The organism is Candidatus Protochlamydia sp. R18 (assembly GCF_000648255.1).
Lineage (GTDB): Bacteria > Chlamydiota > Chlamydiia > Chlamydiales > Parachlamydiaceae > Protochlamydia > Protochlamydia amoebophila.
In genome coordinates this window covers 70,655-93,134 of sequence record NZ_BASL01000611.1, presented here as the reverse complement: position 1 = coordinate 93,134, position 22,480 = coordinate 70,655, and the positions used below count along the sequence as shown (strand labels likewise).

17 protein-coding genes are annotated in these 22,480 nt (G+C 35.2%); 9 read left to right on the top strand and 8 right to left on the bottom strand.

What is annotated here, in order from left to right; genetic code table 11:
* Positions 1-80: 80 nt before the first annotated feature.
* The gene (locus TY19_RS01460) at positions 81-584 is read right to left on the bottom strand and encodes a CesT family type III secretion system chaperone (RefSeq protein WP_039359057.1); all 504 of its coding nucleotides are present in this window, start codon (positions 582-584) and stop codon (positions 81-83) included.
* A gap of 631 nt (positions 585-1,215) precedes the next feature.
* Here TY19_RS01460 and TY19_RS01455 point away from each other — a divergent pair.
* A complete protein-coding gene (locus TY19_RS01455; RefSeq protein ID WP_042279389.1) occupies positions 1,216-3,225 on the top strand; it encodes a glycogen debranching protein in 2,010 nt (669 codons plus the stop codon).
* Positions 3,226-3,271: 46 nt separating this feature from the next.
* Here the strand turns inward: TY19_RS01455 and TY19_RS01450 are convergent, their stop codons facing one another.
* Both TY19_RS01450 and ruvB read right to left on the bottom strand, forming a co-directional pair.
* A complete protein-coding gene (locus tag TY19_RS01450) occupies positions 3,272-4,135 on the bottom strand; it encodes a SpoIID/LytB domain-containing protein (RefSeq protein ID WP_042279387.1) in 864 nt (287 codons plus the stop codon).
* A gap of 30 nt (positions 4,136-4,165) precedes the next feature.
* Entirely contained in the window at positions 4,166-5,164 is a 999-nt protein-coding gene (ruvB, locus tag TY19_RS01445) for a Holliday junction branch migration DNA helicase RuvB (protein ID WP_011175658.1), read from the bottom strand.
* Positions 5,165-5,527: 363 nt separating this feature from the next.
* Here ruvB and TY19_RS01440 point away from each other — a divergent pair, with 363 nt between their 5' ends.
* The 4 genes from TY19_RS01440 to TY19_RS01425 are packed head-to-tail and all read left to right on the top strand — an operon-like array spanning position 5,528 to position 8,089.
* A complete protein-coding gene (locus TY19_RS01440) occupies positions 5,528-6,067 on the top strand; it encodes a hypothetical protein (protein WP_039359062.1) in 540 nt (179 codons plus the stop codon).
* 1 nt (position 6,068) lies between these two features.
* Positions 6,069-6,503, top strand: a complete 435-nt coding sequence (locus tag TY19_RS11475) for a tetratricopeptide repeat protein (RefSeq protein WP_052236421.1) — start codon at positions 6,069-6,071, stop codon at positions 6,501-6,503.
* Between the two features lie 9 nt (positions 6,504-6,512).
* On the top strand, positions 6,513-7,475 hold the full coding sequence (locus TY19_RS01430; RefSeq protein WP_042279384.1) for a hypothetical protein: 963 nt from the start codon (positions 6,513-6,515) through the stop codon (positions 7,473-7,475).
* A gap of 35 nt (positions 7,476-7,510) precedes the next feature.
* On the top strand, positions 7,511-8,089 hold the full coding sequence (locus tag TY19_RS01425) for a hypothetical protein (protein ID WP_042279382.1): 579 nt from the start codon (positions 7,511-7,513) through the stop codon (positions 8,087-8,089).
* A gap of 41 nt (positions 8,090-8,130) precedes the next feature.
* Here TY19_RS01425 and TY19_RS01420 read toward each other — a convergent pair whose 3' ends face one another.
* Positions 8,131-8,742 carry an SAM-dependent methyltransferase gene (locus tag TY19_RS01420; protein ID WP_226988456.1) on the bottom strand — a complete coding sequence of 204 codons (612 nt, stop codon included), beginning with the start codon at positions 8,740-8,742 and terminating at the stop codon, positions 8,131-8,133.
* A gap of 229 nt (positions 8,743-8,971) precedes the next feature.
* Between TY19_RS01420 and TY19_RS01415 the strand changes: the two genes are divergently transcribed.
* On the top strand, positions 8,972-9,928 hold the full coding sequence (locus tag TY19_RS01415) for a hypothetical protein (protein WP_042279378.1): 957 nt from the start codon (positions 8,972-8,974) through the stop codon (positions 9,926-9,928).
* A gap of 91 nt (positions 9,929-10,019) precedes the next feature.
* Here the strand turns inward: TY19_RS01415 and mgtE are convergent, their stop codons facing one another.
* Positions 10,020-11,429, bottom strand: a complete 1,410-nt coding sequence (mgtE, locus tag TY19_RS01410; protein WP_039359094.1) for a magnesium transporter — start codon at positions 11,427-11,429, stop codon at positions 10,020-10,022.
* 321 nt (positions 11,430-11,750) lie between these two features.
* Here mgtE and typA point away from each other — a divergent pair, with 321 nt between their 5' ends.
* Entirely contained in the window at positions 11,751-13,571 is a 1,821-nt protein-coding gene (gene typA / locus TY19_RS01405) for a translational GTPase TypA (RefSeq protein WP_039359071.1), read from the top strand.
* A gap of 322 nt (positions 13,572-13,893) precedes the next feature.
* Here the strand turns inward: typA and TY19_RS01400 are convergent, their stop codons facing one another.
* From TY19_RS01400 to TY19_RS11470, 3 genes are all read right to left on the bottom strand, one after another.
* Entirely contained in the window at positions 13,894-15,966 is a 2,073-nt protein-coding gene (locus tag TY19_RS01400) for a tetratricopeptide repeat protein (RefSeq protein ID WP_042279376.1), read from the bottom strand.
* A gap of 138 nt (positions 15,967-16,104) precedes the next feature.
* Positions 16,105-18,171, bottom strand: a complete 2,067-nt coding sequence (locus TY19_RS01395) for a thioredoxin domain-containing protein (protein ID WP_042279375.1) — start codon at positions 18,169-18,171, stop codon at positions 16,105-16,107.
* A gap of 366 nt (positions 18,172-18,537) precedes the next feature.
* Positions 18,538-19,389: a glycosyltransferase family 92 protein gene (locus TY19_RS11470; protein ID WP_052354719.1), complete on the bottom strand. Its 852-nt coding sequence runs from the start codon at positions 19,387-19,389 to the stop codon at positions 18,538-18,540.
* A gap of 355 nt (positions 19,390-19,744) precedes the next feature.
* On the opposite strand from TY19_RS11470, the gene TY19_RS01385 reads away from it, so the two are divergent.
* Together TY19_RS01385 and TY19_RS01380 are read left to right on the top strand one after the other, a co-directional pair.
* The gene (locus TY19_RS01385; RefSeq protein ID WP_052354718.1) at positions 19,745-20,977 is read left to right on the top strand and encodes a hemolysin family protein; all 1,233 of its coding nucleotides are present in this window, start codon (positions 19,745-19,747) and stop codon (positions 20,975-20,977) included.
* A gap of 12 nt (positions 20,978-20,989) precedes the next feature.
* The gene (locus TY19_RS01380; protein ID WP_052354717.1) at positions 20,990-21,997 is read left to right on the top strand and encodes a hypothetical protein; all 1,008 of its coding nucleotides are present in this window, start codon (positions 20,990-20,992) and stop codon (positions 21,995-21,997) included.
* Positions 21,998-22,480: the final 483 nt, after the last annotated feature.

Genomic DNA, 22,480 nt, shown 5'->3' with positions numbered 1-22,480 from the left:
AAAGAGCTGCTTTTAACTAAATAGTTAATAGCAACTCCTCGAGGTTTCATGTCATTTGGAGTAAGTACCCCTTTTTAGGATTAAATCTTGATAAATCCTTGACCTTGTTTTCCGCCACCTGTAATTTGTGGAGGGAGGGCTTTGGAAGCATTTGCGCCCTCATCACGACCTTCAGAAACTTCGCTACAAATTTTGCGCCATTTTTCGACTGTTTCAACATAAAGGGGAGCAAAAGCTCTTAATGCAGAAGAAACTGCATGTTCCATATCCAATGTGCAGTGCATAAGAATGAGTTCTTCTTTTACTGCTACTCCAACTCCGCCACCAGCCATTTGACCACCTAGCATAGAACCTTCTAATAAACGCTCATATAGCCTTAATTTCGTTTTTTCATCTCTTGGGAGACCATCAAGAAGAGGGGAGTAAAGGTATAGACGTTTAGAATTTGGTTCATAAGTTAAGTGTAGCGAAAACTCATCATCGATTCCCAAAATACACGTATTATTTTCATCAAATTCTAACCCCTCTAAGCCAAGTTCTTTCCCGAATTCTTTAAGATTTTCTTTTGCATTTTCAAACGACATAATAACCTCCTCAGGTTAGATAACACACTGATTTTTTCTACGGGTTATCTAATTTTAACTTACTATTTGACTCTTTATCATATTAAATTCACAACCATTTACAACAATGTTTATCAGGTTAAACAATCATCACGTCATCTATTGCTAGATTTTTGATGAATATTTAATGACAAAAGCAATGCTTTACCTATTCTTCTTCTAGGTTGGCGCTTTATAACGGAAATCCGGATAAAGAGTCTGAATGAATAATCTTAAGATGCTTGACTGTTCTTTAAAAGTAAATAAAAAATAATCCAAATTTTGTTATTTTTATTTTTATTTTACTCAACTGTGCACACCAAGCAAATCAATATTAATCATTCTTTCTGTAATTATATAAATAAATAAAAATTTGAATCAAACTCTTTTATAATTTAAAATTTAGAAAATTAAACTAAATATTTTTAAATATTTAAAAACCAATAATATAAACAAACAAGATAAGCACAAATTTAATTTATTAATTATTAATTTTAACAATTTTTATAATTTAGCTTAAATTCATCATCTTTAATCTGTTGGAATAAATTTTTTGATCCTGTATGAAAAGGATAGTCAATAAATATTTTAATTCTTTCCCCCTAAAACTCAGATGAATATACAAATAACACCTGGATCCCCCTTTCCTTTTGGTGCAAATATACAAGAAGGAAAGGTTAATTTTGCTCTTTATGCTAAAAATATTGAGAAAATTTTTCTCTGTTTATTCAACGAAAATGATTCTTTAAACCCTTTTAAAGAAATAGAACTGGAGCCTTCATTAAATAAAACAGGGAACGTTTGGCATATAGCAATTGAATCGCTTCCTCCTTACACATTGTATGCTTTTAGAGTACCTGCAGAAAACTCAAGCTATTTATTAATAGACCCTTACGCAAAATCTATTTATAGCTCTCCTGATTGGGGAAGTGCGAAACCGTACTCCCCTCTTGGTAGAATTATTCCGTTAACAACTTTTGATTGGGAAGGCATACCATCTCCTAAACTTCCTTCAAAAGATTTAATTATTTATGAAATGCATATACGGGGGCTAACACAGGATCAGTCGAGTCAAGTTTCTCACCCAGGAACTTATTTGGGAGTGATTGAGAAAATCCCTTATCTTAAAGAGTTAGGAATAAATGCTGTTGAATTAATGCCTATTTACGAATTTAACGAATCAGAAGCCTTACAAATTAATCCCAAAACTCAGCAAAAATTAGTGAATTACTTTGGATATTCTACAGTAAATTTTTTTTCTCCAATGAATAGGTATGCAAGTGAAATCCAAGAAAACAAAACGTTAGTTGAATTTAAAACAATGGTTAAAGAACTTCACCGTCATGGAATTGAAGTCATTTTAGATGTAGTTTATAACCATACATTTGAAGGAAATCAAATGGGGCCCATCCAATCCTTTCGAGGGTTAGATAAACATGCTTATTATATGATCGATGAACAAGGAAATTATTTAAACTTTTCAGGTTGTGGAAATACTTTTAATGCCAATCATCCGATCGTCAAAGAATTTATTATCCAATCGCTTCGCTACTGGGTGACAGAAATGCGAGTGGATGGATTTCGTTTTGATTTAGCTTCCATCTTATGCCGGTCTGAAAATGGCACACCACTCAATCCATCCCCACTCATCGAAGCAATTTCGCACGATCCCATTTTATCACAAACCAAATTGATCGCTGAAGCCTGGGATGCAGGTGGCTTATACCAAGTCGGTGGATTTTATCCCGGCCAACGTTGGGCAGAGTGGAACGGTCATTATCGAGATATCGTGAGGCGTTTTATTAAAGGAACTTCAGGCCATAAAACAGCTTTTGCGACAGCATTAAGCGGATCACAAGATCTTTATGGTTGGCGAGGAACTCCTTGTTGTAGCATTAATTTCATCACAGCTCATGATGGATTTAGCCTGGCAGATTTAGTAACATACAATGACAAGCACAATTTAGATAATGGCGAAGAAAATAGAGACGGATTTGATCACAATGATAGCTGGAACTGTGGAATAGAGGGGCATTCTAATAATAAAAAAATTGTCGCTTTACGAGAAAGACAAATTCGCAATTTCTTATTAGCCTTAATGGTTTCACAAGGAATCCCCATGATATTAATGGGTGATGAATACGCGCATACAAGAGATGGAAATAATAACACCTGGTGTCAAGACAATAAATTGAATTGGTTTTTATGGGATAAACTTCAGGAGAAACAAAGTGTTTTCCGATTTTTTAAATCATTAATCACGTTTAGAAAAAATTATTCTCTTCTTAAACGTGATACATTTTTAGAAGAAACGGATGTCACTTGGCATGGGCAAGTGCCTTTCAACCCCGATTGGGAAAATGACAATAAATTCATTGCTTTTTCACTTAATATTCCACATGAAGGCCCTGATCTCTATGTTGCTTTCAATGCCTCACACGTTGTTTTAACAGTTACTATCCCTCCTGCAAGGCAAGGAATGCATTGGGTTTGGTTAGTCAATACCCATAACGTGGCTCCAGGAGATTTTTTTGAAGAAAGTTGTCGTAAATGTGTCAATTCAAACACACTTAAAATTCCTTCATATACTTCTATTGCGCTAAAAGCAGAAGTAGATAGATAGAAAGGAAAGTCGATGCTGGTTACCAAACCAACATCGACAAAAAAAATTAGTTGGCATATTCGATTAACATAATCGTGGTACCAGGAAATGCTTTGGCAAGAATCTGGGCAGCATGGGATCCATTTTCAGCCATTTTATTAGCTTCTTCTAAAGAAATTTTGGCTGATTCAATTTCTTTGGCTGCCTGTGCGCCAAATAACTGTCCGTTTATTTGAGCTGCAAAAGGGGTAGCAATTCCTTCGTAAACGCCTGTGCGGCTCATGATCATATAACGTGTTAAACGAACAGCATCTTCCACTTCAGCCGGCACAAAAGCTGTTCCCTCATAACCTACTTTTTGAGCGTCCACCGCCCAATAAGTATTTTTAGGGTTTACTGCTTGAAAGTAGGCATTAGTCCGAGCTATAATCGCCAGTGCAGATAAGGCTTCCGGATGGATTTGATTATTTTCATAAACAGATAAAATCTGACAAATATAATCTTCTACTGGAACTTGATTCACAATACTGATACTCCCTCCAATATCATAGATGTAGATCGAACCTTTATATTCTTTATTGTTAATGATTATGCGAGTAGCGGTATCGTCTGGCCTAATTTTAATTTGATATAAACCCGGAAAAGATTCCCCCCATTTTAGCCCATCTCTTAATGCTTCTACCACTCGATTTTTTCCAATAAAGCGAGAGCTAATAAAAGAATCTGTGTAGGGGTCAAATAAACTATATTTCCCTTTGACTTCTAAATTAACCCTTTCCACATCATGCGTAATTAAGATGCGTGTTGTGGGAGCAGTAGATTTATTTTTCCCTTTAAAAGTCTCGACAACATCACTCCAAATTCCCGCTTGTAACTGATCAGTTAACGGTAAAACCGTTAAAGCAAGCAGAAGAAATCTCATTAATACCATCTTCTTTCTCCTATTTATTTGTCATTTATTTTATCTTTGTGAAGATCCTACAATATGTTGATAGCCTAAGGAAGTCACTTCTCGTCCTCTGGGAGTTCGTTTTAACAACCCTTGCAAAATTAAATAAGGTTCATAAACTTCTTCAACAGTTGAAGGCTCTTCCCCAATTGATGCGGCGATAGCGTTAATTCCTACAGGCCCTCCACTGTAATGATCGATCATTGTCTGTAACATTTTTTTATCCATTTCATCCAGTCCCTTTTCATCAATGGAAAGCATGGTCAAAGCTCGATTGGCAACAGAAAGATCAATGTAGTTGTTAGCTTTTATTTGAGCAAAATCACGAACCCAGCGAAGCAGATGATTAGCCACGCGAGGAGTTCCTCGAGATCTTTTGGCAATTTCCAAAGCAGCTTCCGAATCAATTTTGACATTTAAAATTCGGCTTGTTCTCAACAAAATTTTTTGTAAAATCATGGGATCATAATATTCAAGACGACATGTAAAAGCAAATCGGGAACGAAGAGGTTCTGAAAGCAATCCTAAACGAGTTGTAGCGCCTGCTAAGGTAAATTGGTTAAGTTTTACCTGAATACTGCGTGCATTGGGACCACTATCAATCATTAAATCTAACGCAAAATCTTCCATTGCCTGATATAAATATTCTTCAACAGATCGATTTAAACGATGGATTTCATCAATAAATAATACATCCCCAGTTTTTAGACTGGTTAGAATACCGGCTAAATCTCCTGCCTTCTCAATAACAGGCCCAGAAGTTAAAACTAAATTTGATTCCATTGCTTTAGAAAGAATAGAAGCAAGAGTCGTTTTACCAAGCCCAGGAGGACCGCTAAATAAACAATGCCCTAGAACTTCTCCTCGTTGCCTAGCGGCTCCAATATGAACCTCTAATCGATCACGAATTGAATCTTGACCGACAAAGTCAGTTAAACACTGAGGGCGTAAAGGAACTTCAAAAGAGAGCTCTTGCTTATTTAGGTTAGATTCAATAAAATTTTTATTCATGAATGGAGTTGCCTTCAAGCTTTAAAACTTTTCAATTCTGATTGTCTATGCAAAGCTTTCAAATAAGAATTGAATTTGACCTGGATGAGAATAAGATACAAAATTGAAGGGATTATACACAAGTATACTCAACTCACTTAATTAATTAGGATTAGATTAAAAATTTTTTTATCTCTTTTATTAATGGAGATTAGGCTTTAAAAAACTATCCACTCAATAAGAAACTTATAGTGATTGGAAATGTTTTAATTAAAATTTAAAATTAATGTTAAATATTTACCTAATTAGACGGATGTGATATAATTAACCTTAATTATAATAATACTAACCTTTTAAGTTAAAATTTTTCAAAATGGAGGTTTTATGACCCAACAAACCAAAATGATCGAAGAAGATTTGGCTATTCGACTTCCCAACCATGATATTTTATCCACCCCAGTCACTTTAGAAGCCGTTGTATTCTACGCTTCTGAAAGTGAAAAAATCAAAAAGAAAATTGATCAACTTGCAGCAGAAGTTAGCCAAAAACAAGATAGAATCAAGTTCGTTAATGAAATTATTCAAGAAATTAATAACGCCATAGATCCGATGACGGGGAAAGTGGACTTAAGAAATAAAGCCGAATTTCTAGAAAAATTAAACACTGCAAAAGAAATGGGCATCAATATACCGATGGATTCCAAAACTGAGCATCCCAAAGCCCATTTTAATGCCGAAGAAAGGGAGCGTTTTTTGCAAAATCTAGGTTTATCTGCTGATGCATGGGATAAAGAAAACAAGCAACATACCCAAAAAATGCAAATGTATCTAGATGAATCTAATCGTTATTTGACTTTAGCGACACAAGCGATGAAGTACGAAGACAAACCCAAGAGGGCGGCCCTCGCTGCAATGGGAAGATAAGATGACCACATCTAATTACCGCTTGGTCGACCTTCAAGAAAAAGAGATAATGGCAAAAACTAAAAATTTGCATTATATGGCCTATCATCTTTATCGAGACCGGCAATATGAAGAAGCCTCACTTTTCTTTCGTTTGCTGACGGTGGTAAATCATGATGAACCAAAATATTGGAAAGGCTTAGGTGCTTGCTTACAAATGAAGCAAGATTATTCTGAAGCCTTAAATTGTTATATTCACACGCAATCTCTTTACAATAAGCAATTAGATCCTTATCTTTACATTTATGCAGCTGATTGTTATTTTGCTCTCAATCAAATTGATGATGGCTTAAAAGCGTTAGAAGCGGCTCGTTTGAGTGCTCCTCAAAATGCACAAATATTAAAACATGTCGCTCTCATGAAAACTCAATGGGAAAGCAGCCCTAAAAACAATTAGGATTTTATTATGTCAGTTAAAAAATCTGAGCTTCTATCATCTGTTTATGTGACTCACTCTACTGAAATTGAGTCTGGTGAATCCCAGACTAACCACAGAAAAAGCAAAACTATTCATGAATTATTTCATTCAGATACTTTGGAGATCGGCGAAAACACAGATTCTTTGAAGGCAACTGAACAAGTTAGCTATCAATGTTTTTTTTCAAAAGCCATGAACATTCAATCGGCCCATACTCCATCTGATGAGGATATTCGTAGAGCTGCCCCCATCCATCCTATTCCTGAAATAGATAAACCTGCTTTTTTTCAGGAAGCAAGTTTGGAGGGATTTGTGCCTAAAATAACGAGTCATTCTCAAATATCAAATCTTCCTTCCAAAGACTTACTTAGAAACTTGGCACAAATGGAAAGTAAAACAATTGATCAAGTGATGGCAATTGTTTTAAAAGCTCAACTAGAACTTGAAAGAGATCAAGCAGAAATTTCGCAAAACTCTTTTGACCAATTACAAAACCTACGCAAGATTCAAGAACGGACGTTAGAGGAAATTAAAGAAGCACTTAAAAAAGATGAAAAACTTGCGGGTTATTTAGATACAGCAGAAAAAATAGCGATTGCAGCGACTTTTATCTGTGGGGTGGCAGCGATGGTTATCACTCTGAGTTTTAGCATGCCCATCTTGACCGGAGCCGCAACAGCTTTGGCTATACCCGCTAAAATGGGAGCATTCTTCACAGGTTTGCTGACTGCTTTTTCAGCTGGTGGAAAAGGCTATATCAATGTAAGGAGCAACCAAACAAAAGGAGTATTAACTTCTCATAAACATGATATTGAATTAACAAAAGGTTGGACGGATGACTACCGTGAAAAAATGGGCACTATCGCCGAGACTGACGCCTATTTCAAAGAAATGTTGATTAAACTTATCAAAAGTCTGGAAAGAATGAGAAGAAATGTTTCTGCAACTTAAAATTAATTAATTTAATGATAAAATAAGGAGTCTTTATGACTATTAAAGTTGAAAGTATTACAAGGACGACTGAAGTAGGTCAAGGAACAAACCTCCCAAGTCAATACCAACACTTAATCACCTTAAGCCCTGCTTTAATTAACGAAATGGGAAAGAAAAGCATTGACATCCTTTTTTTAGATTTTGGTATGGCTGAAGGTCAACTACGCCTCCAAAATAAAAGGCTGTCTTATCAACTACGTTTGATTGAAAAAGATCGTCAAACAGAAAAAGTGGAAAAAAAATTAGCTGAATATGACCGCAGCGCTCCTATCGTAACTGCAGCTTTTGCGGGTGTGGCAGCGATTGCTGGAGCATTTGCTGGGGGAGCAGGAGCTCAAATTGGACAAGGAATCAGTCAGACTATTAGTACAACACGTGAACATCTTGATAATAAGTCTAGGGGAAGAGTTGAACACCATGATCACCAATATCAGACAATGGGTGCTTTAATTCAAGACCATTCTCAAGAACTTCAGCGGGAAAATCAAGAGTTTGATCGCGCTCTTTCTACTGCTGATCGTGCTCATCAAGCTTCTCAGCGTGTAATTGAACAATTAGCTAACGCGGCTTAAGCAGTTAGTAAACCTCTTTTAAAATAGTTTTTAAAAGAGGTTTACTTTTTAATTTGTAAATAAACTTCAGCAACTCCCCAAGTGAATTTGGCCGGAAATTGCTTGAGCAACTTAAATGAAGGTTTTTTTTGATAATTGGTCAAAGGATAACTCACCGTCACGACTTTTGTTCCTAGGGGAAGTGTTTCCAAATGAGAAACCAGTTGTTTAATAAATGAAGTAGAATAACAAGATCCATAGAGATAAATAATAGTTGCGCGAGAAAAGTTAGTTTCCAAAAAATTTTCTAAACGAAATTCGATACCAGAAAGATGGAATAAAGCTTTAACCTCATTTGCTCGCTCAATAAATTGCGGTACATAATCAATTCCAACGACTTGGCAACCGATGAAATGATGAAGCCAGAAACAGGTACGTCCTCTTCCACATCCCAGCTCAAACACAGTGTCTCTTACAGATAATTGGCATTCTTTAGCGATTAACTCTAAAGTTGTCAAAGGAGTTTCCCCATAAGCATAAAGATTTTTAGATCTTTTGGAACTTAAAAATTGTTTGCTCACTTGATAAGGATTGTTAAAAAAGTAAGATATGATAAGCTTGAGATCTATTTTTAAAAAATTGAGATCACCGTAATAATGGAAAATCACACGCATAAATTCAATAAAATTAATCACTATAACTTTTAGTTTAATCCAAGTAAGATACACTATCTCATCTAACGATTTGAATGGCTGAAACATCTGGAATCTCAAAGAAATTTTAATTTAATGAATCATGCATTTTCATTTTTGTCATAAATAGGTGAACAAAAAGAACAATTTTTATCATAAATTAGAAATAAATGGTATTGGTGTTTAACAACTTTATTACAAGAGAAAAATAATGACAGTCCCATCTTTAATTAGTCAAACGCAAACAAATGTACAATATGGATTACAAACTGCGTATACATTTGTAAGGAATTATACAATAATTTCTAAACAGTGGATTCAAAAGACATTTAACTCCTTACAAACTTGGATCCAAGATGATGTGTGGCCTAAACATTTTAAGGGATGGTATGATAGAAATATTATCGCCCTAAATAAGCATGATGTTACGTTTTTAACAACCTCTACCAGTTTAGCATTAGCAATTGCCGTGTTAATACCGCTTATATTTGGTAAAGCCATGGCGGCTCTTTCGACTATTACCGGTTTTACACTCTTTTTAGGGGCTTGTACCTTTGCTAAGCATCGCATTGATAAATATTACGATGAAAAAGCTTGGTACGTCGTTGAGAATTTAAGGTTTTTGGGCAATGGAACAACATGTCGAAAAGAGTATTTTATTCAAATGAAGGATGAATTAAAAAAACTTGATGGACCGGAATTTAGTCATCTAAAAAAAGATATTGAACAATTACGTGAAATAATGGATTGTTTTCGAGAAGCAACCCTATCTCCTTATTTTGGAGATATTCGAAGAAGTTTTAACGATTACTTAAACCATTATCGAAGTCTTTGCCAGGGAGAAGCTGATGTTAATCTTTTTACTGATTTCGCTAATGAGGCTAGGAAAATCGGCACTCCAAAACAAGATCTAGCCAATGTAGACGCTAATTTTTTGATTTTAAAGGAATTGCAAACAAATATTGCAAAAAGAAACTTAAAAAATTTGCAAAAAGAGCTAAAAAAATTCAAAAAAGCTGCTTTGAATAACCATTTTGAAGAACGAAAAAACGATTTTTTAAATCATCTTTCTACTTTTCAAAAGAAATTAGCTTCTTACAAAACACCCGTGACTTTGCCCAACTACCACCCGACTACTATCACAGATATCCAACTCAATCAAGCTTAAATTGATAGATAAAAATATGCTTTTTTTCTAAGCGAAAACATCATTTTCGCTTAGTTTCGAATTCATCATTTTCTAATCAACACTAATTTAATTACATTGTTGGAAGAAAAAATGTACTAATCATTTTGGCAATGAAGATGTACATCAGAGTAGATAAAACGTCATTAAAGGCCGTAACAATAGGTCCAGAAGCAACGGCTGGATCTATGCGAAAACGAGCAAAGAAAAACGGTGATAATGAACCTAATAGTGTCGCCATCAAACAGGCTCCGAGTAATCCACAACTGACGATTGCGCCTAACACAAGCGGACTTGAGCCAGCATAATGAACATCGAAACGGTTAAGCAAGTAAACAAATACCCCACAAACTAAACCGAAAATAATCCCAATTAAGACACCGATACTAAGTTCTTCAAGAATGGCTTCTCGGCGAGAGCCATGCGAAAGTTCTCCAGTAGACATTCCCCTAACTAAAATTGTGCTACACTGAATGCCCACATTGCCAGACATTCCGGCAATTAAAGGGACAAAGAGAGCAACAAAAGTAAACCAATTCCGATCTTTAAAGTGTGATAAAGCTGTTGCTGTGACAAGCCCTGCACACAATGTTACAATTAACCAAGGAGCGCGCCACAAAAATCTTTTAAAAATGGGTTCATGTTCACTGAAATCTTCGGCTGTACCAGCAAAACTAGCAATGGTTTCATCAGCAATATCTTTTAAAGCTTCTAAAACGTTTTCATAGGTAATCACGCCGAGCAAATGATTTTGTTCATCCACAACAGGTAAAGCAGAAATTTTATAGCGCTCCACAATATCAACGGCTTCATCACGAGAATCTTCTACGTTGATTTGATGAAGGATTGGACGCATGACCTGTCGAATTGGAATGTAAGGAGGATTGACAATCAAATTACGAGCTGGGACAAAACCGACTAGTTCCTCATCATCTGCTAATACAAAAATTCGACGTGTTAAATCAATTCCTGGATTATCTCTGATGACTGCAGCAACTTCTCCGATTGTGGTGTTCATATGAAATGAAAAAAATTCATTCGTCATCATACGACCAGCACTATTTCTTTCATGTTTATAGAGCTCTCGAATGCGCATTGCTTTTTTTGGTTCTAATAAATCCAATACCCGCTTCATTCGCCGATTCGACATATCGTCTAAAAGCCATGTCGCTTCATCAGGAGGCATCCTTTCTAAAAGTCGTTTAATTTCCTGATCATTAATTTGTGAAAAAATGGAGGTTCGGGTCGTACTGCCAACATTAATCATAAAAATGATCTTGGCATTTAAATCAGGTAGGTTTTCATACACAACAACACGTGCATTGGGAGGAAGCCTTGTGACAGCATATGCAAGGTCGATAGGATCATGTTCACTTGCAATTTTAGCAATATCATGCAGCATGAATTGAGAAGTGGGCTTATGAAAAGCTTGCTCAAGCTTTTCATTGAGGACATCGTCTAATTGGCTTCTTCGAGAATCCATTAGATTTCCTGAGACACTCGCCTCTTCAAATTTTTCATTTTCATTTGAGTGATTTAATTCCACATTCTTCCTTAAACAATTAATAAGCCTAGCACAACTATACATGGCTTTAACATTCTTATAAATGTTAATTCAATTAAAGAAATTGATGAGGATATATTGTTTACACAAATAAGTTAAAAATAAATTAGGGAATACCTCTAAAAGGAATTTTAAACTTGATTTTTACATTCTGAAAGCTTATCATTTATGATTTATACAAAATGTTTGAATTATTAACCTGGCTGAAAAGTTTAGCCTCATAAACTAAAAGATCACTTTATGTATTCTCCTGAAAAAATCCGTAATATTGCGATCATTGCGCACATTGACCACGGTAAAACAACATTGTTAGATGCTTTGCTTAAACAGTCTAAAATTTTTCGCGATAATCAACAAGTTCGCGAACGCGTTATGGACTCATATGATCAAGAACAAGAACGTGGAATTACTATTTTTGCTAAACATACGTCTGTTTACTTTGATGATTTCAAAATTAATATTATTGACACTCCAGGACACGCTGATTTCTCAGGTGAAGTCGAACGTATTTTAGGAATGGTAGATTCAGTCCTACTACTTGTAGATGCCCAAGAGGGACCGATGCCTCAAACCCGTTTTGTTCTTTCTAAATCATTAAAAATGGGCATTAAACCTATTGTCGTCTTAAATAAAATTGACCGACCTCATGCCAACCCAGATAGAGTATTGGACTTAACATTTGATCTATTTAGTGAACTTGGTGCAACAGACGAACAACTTGATTTCCGCTATTGCTATGCATCAGGGTTATCAGGATTTGCGATGCACCACATGCACGATATACATAAAGATATGCGTCCTCTATTTGAGCTTATTACTTACGCCGTACAACAGCCTAAAGGAAGCCTCGAAAACCCTTTCTTAATGCATGTATCTACAATTACTTATGATGATTATGTTGGCCGTCAAGCTTGTGGAAAAATTTTAGAAGGGACTGTCAAAAAAGGTCAGCAGCTCATTCATATCGATGAAAATGGAGTGGAAACCAAATGCACAATTACCCGTATTGAAGGGCATTTAGGAATTGAAAAAGTTGAAATGGAAGAAGCTGGCGTAGGCGACATTGTCATCTTATCAGGTATCCCAGAAGTGACAATTGGTGACACGATTTGCGATCCTAAAAAAATTGTTCGACTCCCTCGTATTAAGCTAGACGAACCTACAGTTTCCGTGGATATGACAGTTAATAATAGTCCTTTTGTTGGTCGTAGCGGTAAACACGTTACAATGAATAAAATTCGCGATCGCTTAGAAAAAGAAAAACGCGCTAATATTTCCCTCAGAATCGAAGATGAGAGTGGAGATCAAGATAAAATTACTGTATCTGGTCGCGGAGAGCTTCACTTAGCCGTTTTAGTAGAAGCTATGCGCCGTGAACAATATGAGTTCAGCATTTCTAAACCTCGGGTTATTATTAAAGAAGTCAATGGCGAGAAATATGAACCGATTGAACGTGTACATATTGAGGTTCCACAAGACTACTCAGGAACAGTGATTGAAGAACTTTCCAGACGCAAAGGAGAACTTCAACTACTAGACACAGACGAAAATGGAATTACTGCTATAGACTTTTTGATTCCTACAAGAGGGCTCATGGGTTATCGCAATGACTTTTTAACCGCGACTAGAGGTCTCGGAATTTTAACGTCTGTATTTGAAAACTTTTCTCCTTGGAAAGGAACTATTCCTGGTCGTACAAGGGGTGTCTTACTCTCTAATGGACCAGGTAAAACCAGCGGTTACGCTTGCTTTAATTTACAAGATCGTGGAGTCATGTTTGTTGCTCCCGGGGATGAGGTTTACGAAGGAATGGTCGTTGGAGAGAATAGTCGCGATAATGACTTAGTGGTCAACGTAACTAAAGGAAAACAATTGACAAACGTCAGAGCTTCTGGAAGTGATGAAAACATTATCTTAATCCCTGCTCGCCGATTTACTCTTGAACAAGCAATTGATTATATCCAAGATGATGAGTTAATCGAAGTCACTCCTGACAGCATCCGTATGCGAAAACGTCATCTTTTAGAGAATGACCGCAAACGAGCTGGTGGAAAAGCCTAACTTTTTTTTAACTCATCTTACCATGTTAAGATGAGTTAAAATCTTAAATAAAAGGCTTACTTTCTTTTTTTAGGCTAATGGCTCAAAGAAACTCGTGATGAAATTGGGCTCTTGCTTCATTAAAAACTGAAATAAACCTAGATCAACTAACAAATCTGCCCTATCTTTTCTAGATTATTAACTAATTTTAAGGATAATTAAAAGCAATAGAAATGATTTTCTAATAATAAAGATAAAAAGTAAGGTTTTTTCACGAAAAACCTTTAAAAAAACATGAGCAGTATCATTTATCTTCTATTAAGTTTAAGAAATGTAAACTCATTTATTTGTCATCATTAAAATGCTGACTGGAAAGTTGATTAATAAATTGTTTGAAAGCGGGAGTTTGTCTAACACCTTCTAACCATTCATCATGAAGTAAATCTTCCAATGGAGGAAGAGCCCCGGAATTTAACGCTTTCTCAAGATAATGCATGGCATGCTGCGAATGCCCTGTCAATGAATATAAACCAGCAATCTGATAATAAGCTTGTGTATTGCCTAATGCAATCGATTGCATTAAATGACTTTCAGCTTGCCTATAAAAGCCATGAGATTTTTCAATATGATGAATGTCATGAACTAAGATCGCTAAATTAATCAGAGAAACACCGAAATCCATATGAATGATTTCATCCTCAGAATCTTGTTCAAGGATTAATTGAAAATGTTCAATCGCTTTAAAGTAAGGCTCGATATCGCACAAAGCTTCTCCCAAGTGGGAATAAGCCATTGCAAGGTTGTATCGAGCTTGAACATAATCGGGGTCAAGTTCTAAAATTTGTAATAAAATTTGAATAGACTTTTCAAAATATTGAGGCTCTTCAGTGATATCACCCAATAAATCGTAGGCACAACCATAGTTATAGACCCATTCTAAATCTAAATCAGTCATGTCTAGATCAACAAGAGGCTGTTTAAGTGCTCGTTCAAATTTTTCAATTGCTTGTTCGACTAAATGTCGTTGACCTGTCATTTCTGCTAATTTCATGAGAGAGACGCCCCAGTCATTCCAAAATTGAGCAAAAACTCCTCCGCCACACTCGATGACACGAGAACAGTAATGAACTGCCTTTTCAAAAAATAATTGATCTTCACTCAACTCTCCAATCGCAAAGTGAGCCAGAGCGAGCCCATACCAAAGAAGTGGGTTTTGTCGTGTCAGGGACAAACCATACTGAAATTTTTCAATTGCTTGACGATAGTAAACCTCCTCACCAAAATAGCGGCCCAACTCATTTAAACAAGAGCCGTAAAGATACCACCCATCTGGAGACTCAGGATTAATCTCCAAACTTTTTGTAATTTTTGTTTTGGCAGATTGAATCCAATCTAATTTTTCATGCTGAGCTCCTAAAAAGAGTTCTGTTTCAGCCCAACTACTTAAAACATGAGGATGATTCGGATCGATGTCATTTGCTTTTTGAAATTTATTCAAACTTTCTTCCACTTTCTTTAAATCTCGAGTTGCTTTTCCAAAAAGCATTTCCATTTGACCCCATTTCAGCCATAGCAAACTATTTAGCGCGTCTAATTCAGAAGCTTTTGCAAAGCATTCATCCGCTTGTTCGATAAAAAAAGGTTCTAAAGAAGTTTCACTAAGACGAAGTAAACAACAGGCTTGCTGATACCAGCCCTCAAAATTCAAAGGATTTATTTGAGTGGAGCGATTAAAACATTGCAATGCTTCATGATAGTAGGTGGTCTGATCTAATAAAGAAGCTAAATCGGCTAAAGCATGCCCATAATCAATATAAAATTCCTCGCTAGCAGATCCCACTTCTTCTGCTTTTCGATATTTTTCGACCGAACGGTAAAAATCATTTGGTTCGCCACAGCAACGACCCAAAACAGCTAAGCAGAGACCCCATTTCCAATAAAATTCTTTTTCTACAGATGAATTCTCAATAAGCATATTAGAAGCTTTTTGAAATTTTTGCTGGGCTTCCGTTAAGTGATAAAAATCATTTTCAAACATACCTATTTTTAACAAAACTAAGGCACCTTGATACCAAGCATCAAATAAAGACGAATCCTTTTGAGTTGCTTGATCAAAAGCTTGATGAGCATAATTTAGGCAGCGTAAATTGTCTGGATAAGCAGCAAAAACGAGTCCTTGTTGATAAAGAATAGCCGGAGAATAATTAGTTACTTGATTAGCAATTTCAAAATTGCCCAAGACTTGATGATTGCCTTCAGCAAGTTGTGAGGCTCCTTGTAAGACTAATAAACGGGCAAATAAAGACCGCTCATCAGTCGTCATTGTAGTCCACATTTGTGAATCTTTGAAATAATCCAAGTGGTCAAATGTCTGAGTATCTTGAATTTCCAAAAGTTTTTTATAAATTGCTGTCATTATCCGCCATGGTTAAAGAAGCCTATTATACTAATTCTGCGGTTTTTATAGAAACGTTTAATTATAAACTCTTAAAGCAAGAAATATAAATATTTTTCTGTGGAGTACCCTCTCTTGGAAAAAAGTTTAAGGCGTGTTTCAAAGTTTTTCAATAGCTTCTTTCATCTGCTTTAAATCTATGATAGGTTGTTGACATGCACCCTCGTAACAAATATATAAAGTTGTTTGGTCATCACGCGCTTCTTGCTCTTTTACATAAGGAATAATTTCTTCCAACTGTAAATCTTGTGTTTGCCAAATGATTGCTTTATGAGGAATAAAATTTTGATAAAGTAATTGTTTAATAGCTTGTTCATGTTCTCTTGTAGAATTTAATGCAATGACTATTGTAGGGCTTGTATCATCATAATAACGTAGCAAATTCATGACGTGATAACAATACCCCGGGGCATAATTTTCTAAATATTCTTTAACACCTTTAAAGATATCTTCAGCTTGTACTAAATAATCTTCTTCATTCGTTAATTGATAAAGCCTTAATAAATTCTCACAGTGAACAGCATTTCCAGAAGGCTCGGCTCCATCAGAAAATTGACATTTTCTTAGTAAGAGATTTTTATCACCTCCATCAGTTTGATAAAAAGCCCCTTCTTCTGCCTTGTATTGATCCTTCAATAAAGTCGCCATTTCTATTGCCCATTCTAACCATTCCGTTCCAGCGTTAGCTTCAAATAAAGATAGTGCCCCTTTAATCATAAAAGCATATTCATCTAAACCAGCTTGAAACATCGCTTGTCCTTCTCTCCACCGGCGTAATAATTTCTGGTTTTTCCAAAGATTGTTCTTTATGAAGCGGGCCGCTTTAACTGCAGCTTCTAGATAAAGGGGGCAGTCGAATGTAAATGCTGCTTCAGCAAAAGAATAAATCATCAGTCCATTCCAAGAACTCAATATTTTATCATCTTTTAGAGGATGGATTCGCTTTTCTCTGGCAGACCACAACTTTTTCCGTTGATTGTCAAACATAATTCTTAATTGATCAATATCTTGCTGATGTTTAGAAGCAAATTCTTCTAAATTTAAAGGAGTATGAAGAATATTTCTTCCTTCAAAATTGCCCTCTGCGGTGATATCATAATATTCGCAAAATAATTGGCTATGATCCCCTAGAATTTCTTTTACCTCTTCCTCTTTCCACGTATAAAAAAATCCTTCATGTCCTTCCGAATCTGCATCTTCAGCGGAATAAAATCCTCCATCTGAATAAGTCATGCCACGCAATATGTAGTTCAGAATTTCCTGAGCAACCTCTTTATAAAGATTTTTTTTAGTCAATTGCCAAGCTTCTAAATAGCTCTGAGCTAAAATTGCATTATCATAAAGCATTTTCTCAAAATGAGGAACAAGCCATTTTTCATCAATACTATAACGAGAAAAACCTCCCCCTAAATGATCATAAATCCCGCCCCGATGAAGCATATCCAGGGTTCTTTCAACAAGAAAAAGGGCACGACTATCTTTCATATTTGCATAATATCGCAACATAAAACTATACTGATAACCTATTGGAAATTTCGGAGCTCCTTTAATTCCACCATAAGTTGGATCAGCCATTTTATATAATAAATCTGCTGTGATAGAAATTTGTTCTTCATCAGGAACATCTTCTCCTGTGGTATGAACAGCCTTCGAAAACACTTCAACAATCTTCTCTGCTTGTGTGATGATTTTTTCTCTTTCCTCACTTGACCAAAGCTCCGCAATTCGTTGAATTAAATCGATCAACCCCATCATTCCATGACTACTATGAGATGGCAAATAAGTAGTCGCGAAAAAGGGTTCAAGATCAGGTGTTAAAATAACGTTCAGTGGCCATCCCGCCGCCCCAGCCATCATACTCTGAGAAAATTCCATATATAAACTATCTACTTCTGGTAGCTCTTCTCGATCGACTTTAATGCTCACAAAAGTTTGGTTCATTGAATCGGCCACTTCTATATCTTCAAAAGACTCTCGTTCCATTACGTGGCACCAATGACAAGTCGCATAACCAATCGAAAGAAATATAGGTTTATCTTGAGTTTTCGCAATATGAAAGGCTTCTTCTCCCCATGGATACCAGTCAACAGGATTATGTGCATGTTGTAGTAAGTAGGGGGATTTCTCATGAATTAAACGATTAGTATAAAGAGGTTTATCTGACATATGCCGACATCTATTATAAGAGAGTTTAGGAAATAAATGAGCCTGTTTTTTGATATTTTTTAAAGCTTTTTAATAAACGATTATATCCCATCTATCCAATATCATGTCTCTCACAATTGTGCGAGATGTCATAACAAAAATGAGATGCATTTAATTTAAGCCATAAACCTCGAAAAAAGACTCTCTATAAAGTGAATTTTTTTTTATAGCTTGTTCTTTCAATAAACTCAACAATGGGTTACTTAATTAATTTTTTTTGTTTCAAAAATGGTCTTAAGAAACTTTTGAGTAGGCTTATATATTAAAAATCTGTGCTGCTAGCAATCATTATCAATTTTGTGAGGGTGAGGTAGGGATTAAAAAAATTTACTTTTTTATTGCTATTTTCAATCTTGAAACATACCTTAAAATAGTCTCATCACGATCAACGTTTAAATCTTTTAAAAATAAGTGAATTTGAGCCTCTGTATCACCCCATGCCAAGCGTCGAGGTTTTTTATATTGAGTAAAAAAATGTTCATCACGAGTCCAGTAATGGTTAATTCTAATTTGGTTAAGTTTAACAGTTTGACTTAAAGGACCTTCTTGAGGAAACTTATCTACATCTACAGCATAATAACCTGGTACATAAACTGGATTATGCGGACAACAAAACTGAACGACCAACTCTGGGCGCACGATACTTTTAACATGAACATTTGCAGAATAGTCAGGGAGCGAACACATGACTAATTGACTAATCATAAGCTCATCTTCCTTTAAATTAGCAATTTGAGACGTTCCAAAACAGCGCCAATTTAAAGCGACTCCTGCATAATTTATATAATGAGAAAGAAGCCAAGCTAAATCTACATTTAAAGCTGGTAAAATGAATTCATCGATATCAATAAAAGCAACCCATGTAGAAACTCCTCTGCTTTTAATCAAACATCTATTATAACAATCAACTTGTGTTCCATTAAAATCAGGATAATTAATGGCATTTTCAAGCTCAACTATCCCTAACTGAATATAAGGCTCTAAAATACAATCATAGTGGTCTGTACTGTCATGATTATATAAATAAAAATGCTTCACACCTATTAAACGATGATATTCTATCCATTCTTTTAAATAAGGGGCTTCGTTTTTGAAAATAGCGCAGACAGAAAGATCGTAAATGTAACCTTCACAAGTATTTATAAAAAATAGAAAAATAATACTTAAAAAGTAATTCATATACGCCATTAGAGTTTTACTAAACTGATTAACATAGAGAAACTTTTTTATTTGTTTCAACAAATTAATCTCAAAAATCTTCATTGACTGACTTAAGCAATTTAAATCTTTCAATCCATCTTCTTTACAGAGGAAGAGTAATTATGGTATCAAAATATACAATCTATATAATAGGCATTAAAAAAGCCTATTACTCTGGATCATCCATCTAAGTTAGTTAATACTGGTTTCTAAACAAACAATAAAATTTGAGGATTAGCAAATTGTTAAATTTTCGTAGATTGTAAAATTTAAGTTTTTTTCTGAAGCTCTAATTTTTCAATTTCTATGCTTTTTAACAATCGAAATAATAATCATGGCAGCTCTAATATTCTATTTCGTCTTTTCTCATTCTGTTTCATTTACTTGTTCCATTTTAGAGGCAGTCTTACTCTGTTGCACGAATGGTTACATTGGACTTTTAAAGAAAAAAAAACCCAAAGCTGGAAAAATTCTAGAAGAACTTAAACATCGAATTGATCGCCCCCTAGCAGCCATTTTGACTTTAAATACGTCTGCCCACACATTTGGGGCGGCGGGAGTAGGTGCGAAAGTGGTAGAAATTTTTGGCGATCATACTTTAGCCTTTGCTTCTATTGTATTGACTTTAACAATGCTAATTGCAACTGAAATGATCCCAAAAACTTTTGGGGCTCTTTACTGGAAAAAACTTGCTCCTGTAAGTGCTTACTGCATACAATTTTTAATTTGGGTTACCTATCCATTTGTAGTTTCGTTCGAGTACATTGCGAAATTGCTTGCTAGAGGTAAAACTCATGACAAAATTACTGAAGAAGAAATTAAGCTTATCTTAGAAGAAGGCTCTCAAGCAGGTGTGATTAGAGAAGCAGAACATGATATGGTTGAAAGCATTTTTCGACTTGGAAATAGACGCGTGGGAATTCTTATGATTCCTCGAATGGATATCGAATGGCTAGACTTAAATCATCATACAGAAGAACTTCTCAAACAAATCAACATTTCTCCGCATAATCGCTTTCCTGTTTGCGATGGAGAATTAGATAAAGTTATTGGTCTAGTTACCACAAAAGATGTTCTCAATGAAATTTTAAAAACAGGAAAATTTGATTTAAAAACTCTTGTTAAAGCTCCTTTGTTTGTACCTGAAAATATGCGCGTGGTTCAATTATTGGACTTATTTAAAAAAACCCCTGATCATATAGCACTTGTCACTGATGAGTATGGAGGAGTACAAGGACTTATTACATTGCATGATGTGTTAGAATCCATTGTTGGCGATGTACCCTCTACTTCTATTTTACCAGAAACACAAATCATTCAACGAAAAGATGGCTCTTGGTTAGTTGATGGAATGCTACCCATAGATGAACTAAAAGAACAATTTGATTTTGATAATCTTCCTGAAGAAGAAAAAGGAACTTATCGAACACTAGGTGGGTTTTGTATGCGACAAATCGGAAGCATTCCTAATATTGGAGATACTTTTACGTGGCAAAAATTCCGCTTTCGAGTTGTAAAAATGAATGGAAGGCGTGTAGAAAAAGTACTCATTCATTATCTTTCTTAAAAAATTATAGATATGGAGAAAATTCAACAACTAATAAAAATTCTTCAAAAAATTGATCAGCAGCCTTATCCAAGTCATTCACGCATTCATGCCTTGTCCTCGTTTAATTCTTCAAACTGCTGTTGCTTTGTCAAACGAGAAGACGAACTTGGATTCGGGATTTCAGGCTCCAAAATACGCAAATACCGAACCTTGATCCCTTTTCTTATTCACAACAAAATTGAAGAAGTTGTTGTCATTGGCAGTGCTTACTCTAACCATGTTCTTAGCTTTCTACAACTTCTTATTGAAAATAAAATTCAAGCTACCTTGTTTTTAAGAGGTGACCCCAAAAGAGAATTTAAAGGTAACTGCTTTTTCACATCGCTTCTAACCCCCGCTTCCTCTATTCATTGGTTTTCAAAAGAAGAATGGAGAAGTGTTCTGGAACAAGCTTATTTTTATGCTAAAGATAAAAAGAATATTTGTATTTTACCAGAAGGCGCTTGCATCCCTGAAGCTTTTCCAGGAGCTTTAACGCTTCCTCTAGATATCATTCAAAACGAAGCAGATACGCAACTAGAATTCAATCATCTTTTTATAGACTCAGGAACAGGGCTCTCTGCTATCGCTTTAATTCTAGCCTATTATTGGATCGGCAAAAAAACACAAATTCATGTGGTCTTAATGGCTGAAAATGAAGCTTATTTTCTCAAACAGTTGGCAAGCTTTCATCGTTATTTTGAGCAATTGATAGGGACATCTCAACTTCCATTTCCCTCAAATTTTCAACTCTATAGACCCAAACAAGGTAAAAAATTTGGGCAACTTTATTCTCATTCCTTTAAAGATATTATCCAATTAGCTAGAGTTGAAGGTTTTTTTACTGATCCTATTTACACAGGAAAACTTTTTCACGAATCCAAAAAAATCATTAACTCTTCTGCTTTAGAAGGCCGTATTTTGATCATTCATTCGGGAGGTACGCTTAGCCTACTAGCAGGTTTTCAAGATCAATTAAGAGAGGCTTTTCAAGAATAAAAATTTGTATTGAAAAAAGCATTTATTTTTTAGTTAAAAATAAATTTAAAAGTAAATTTTATTTAAAATTTGCTAACTCAGCTAATGCAAAAAAATAACAATATTATATATATAATAAAAATGTTCTTGGTCAAATTATATTTACAAGCTTGGATCCTTGGGATTTAAACAAGACAATATAGACATACTTTCTATCCCTCAATGCTTAAGATTTTTAAAAAATAATTTAACGAAATTTGATGAAATATTACCTGCGGATTTCCCAAAAAACTTATTTTGTCTCTTCAAATAATTGATACCGAACGTCAAGAACTAGAGAGCTTAATTCATTGCAGAATTTTTCAAAATACTCAGGATGAAAGGCCCATTTAAGGGCAAGAATTTATTAATGCCACTGCTTTCATTATAAAAGGCTTTCCTCTCTCATTGATACGCAACTTATTGCTTTAAATGAGAAAGATTTTAGCCATTTTGTTCAAAATC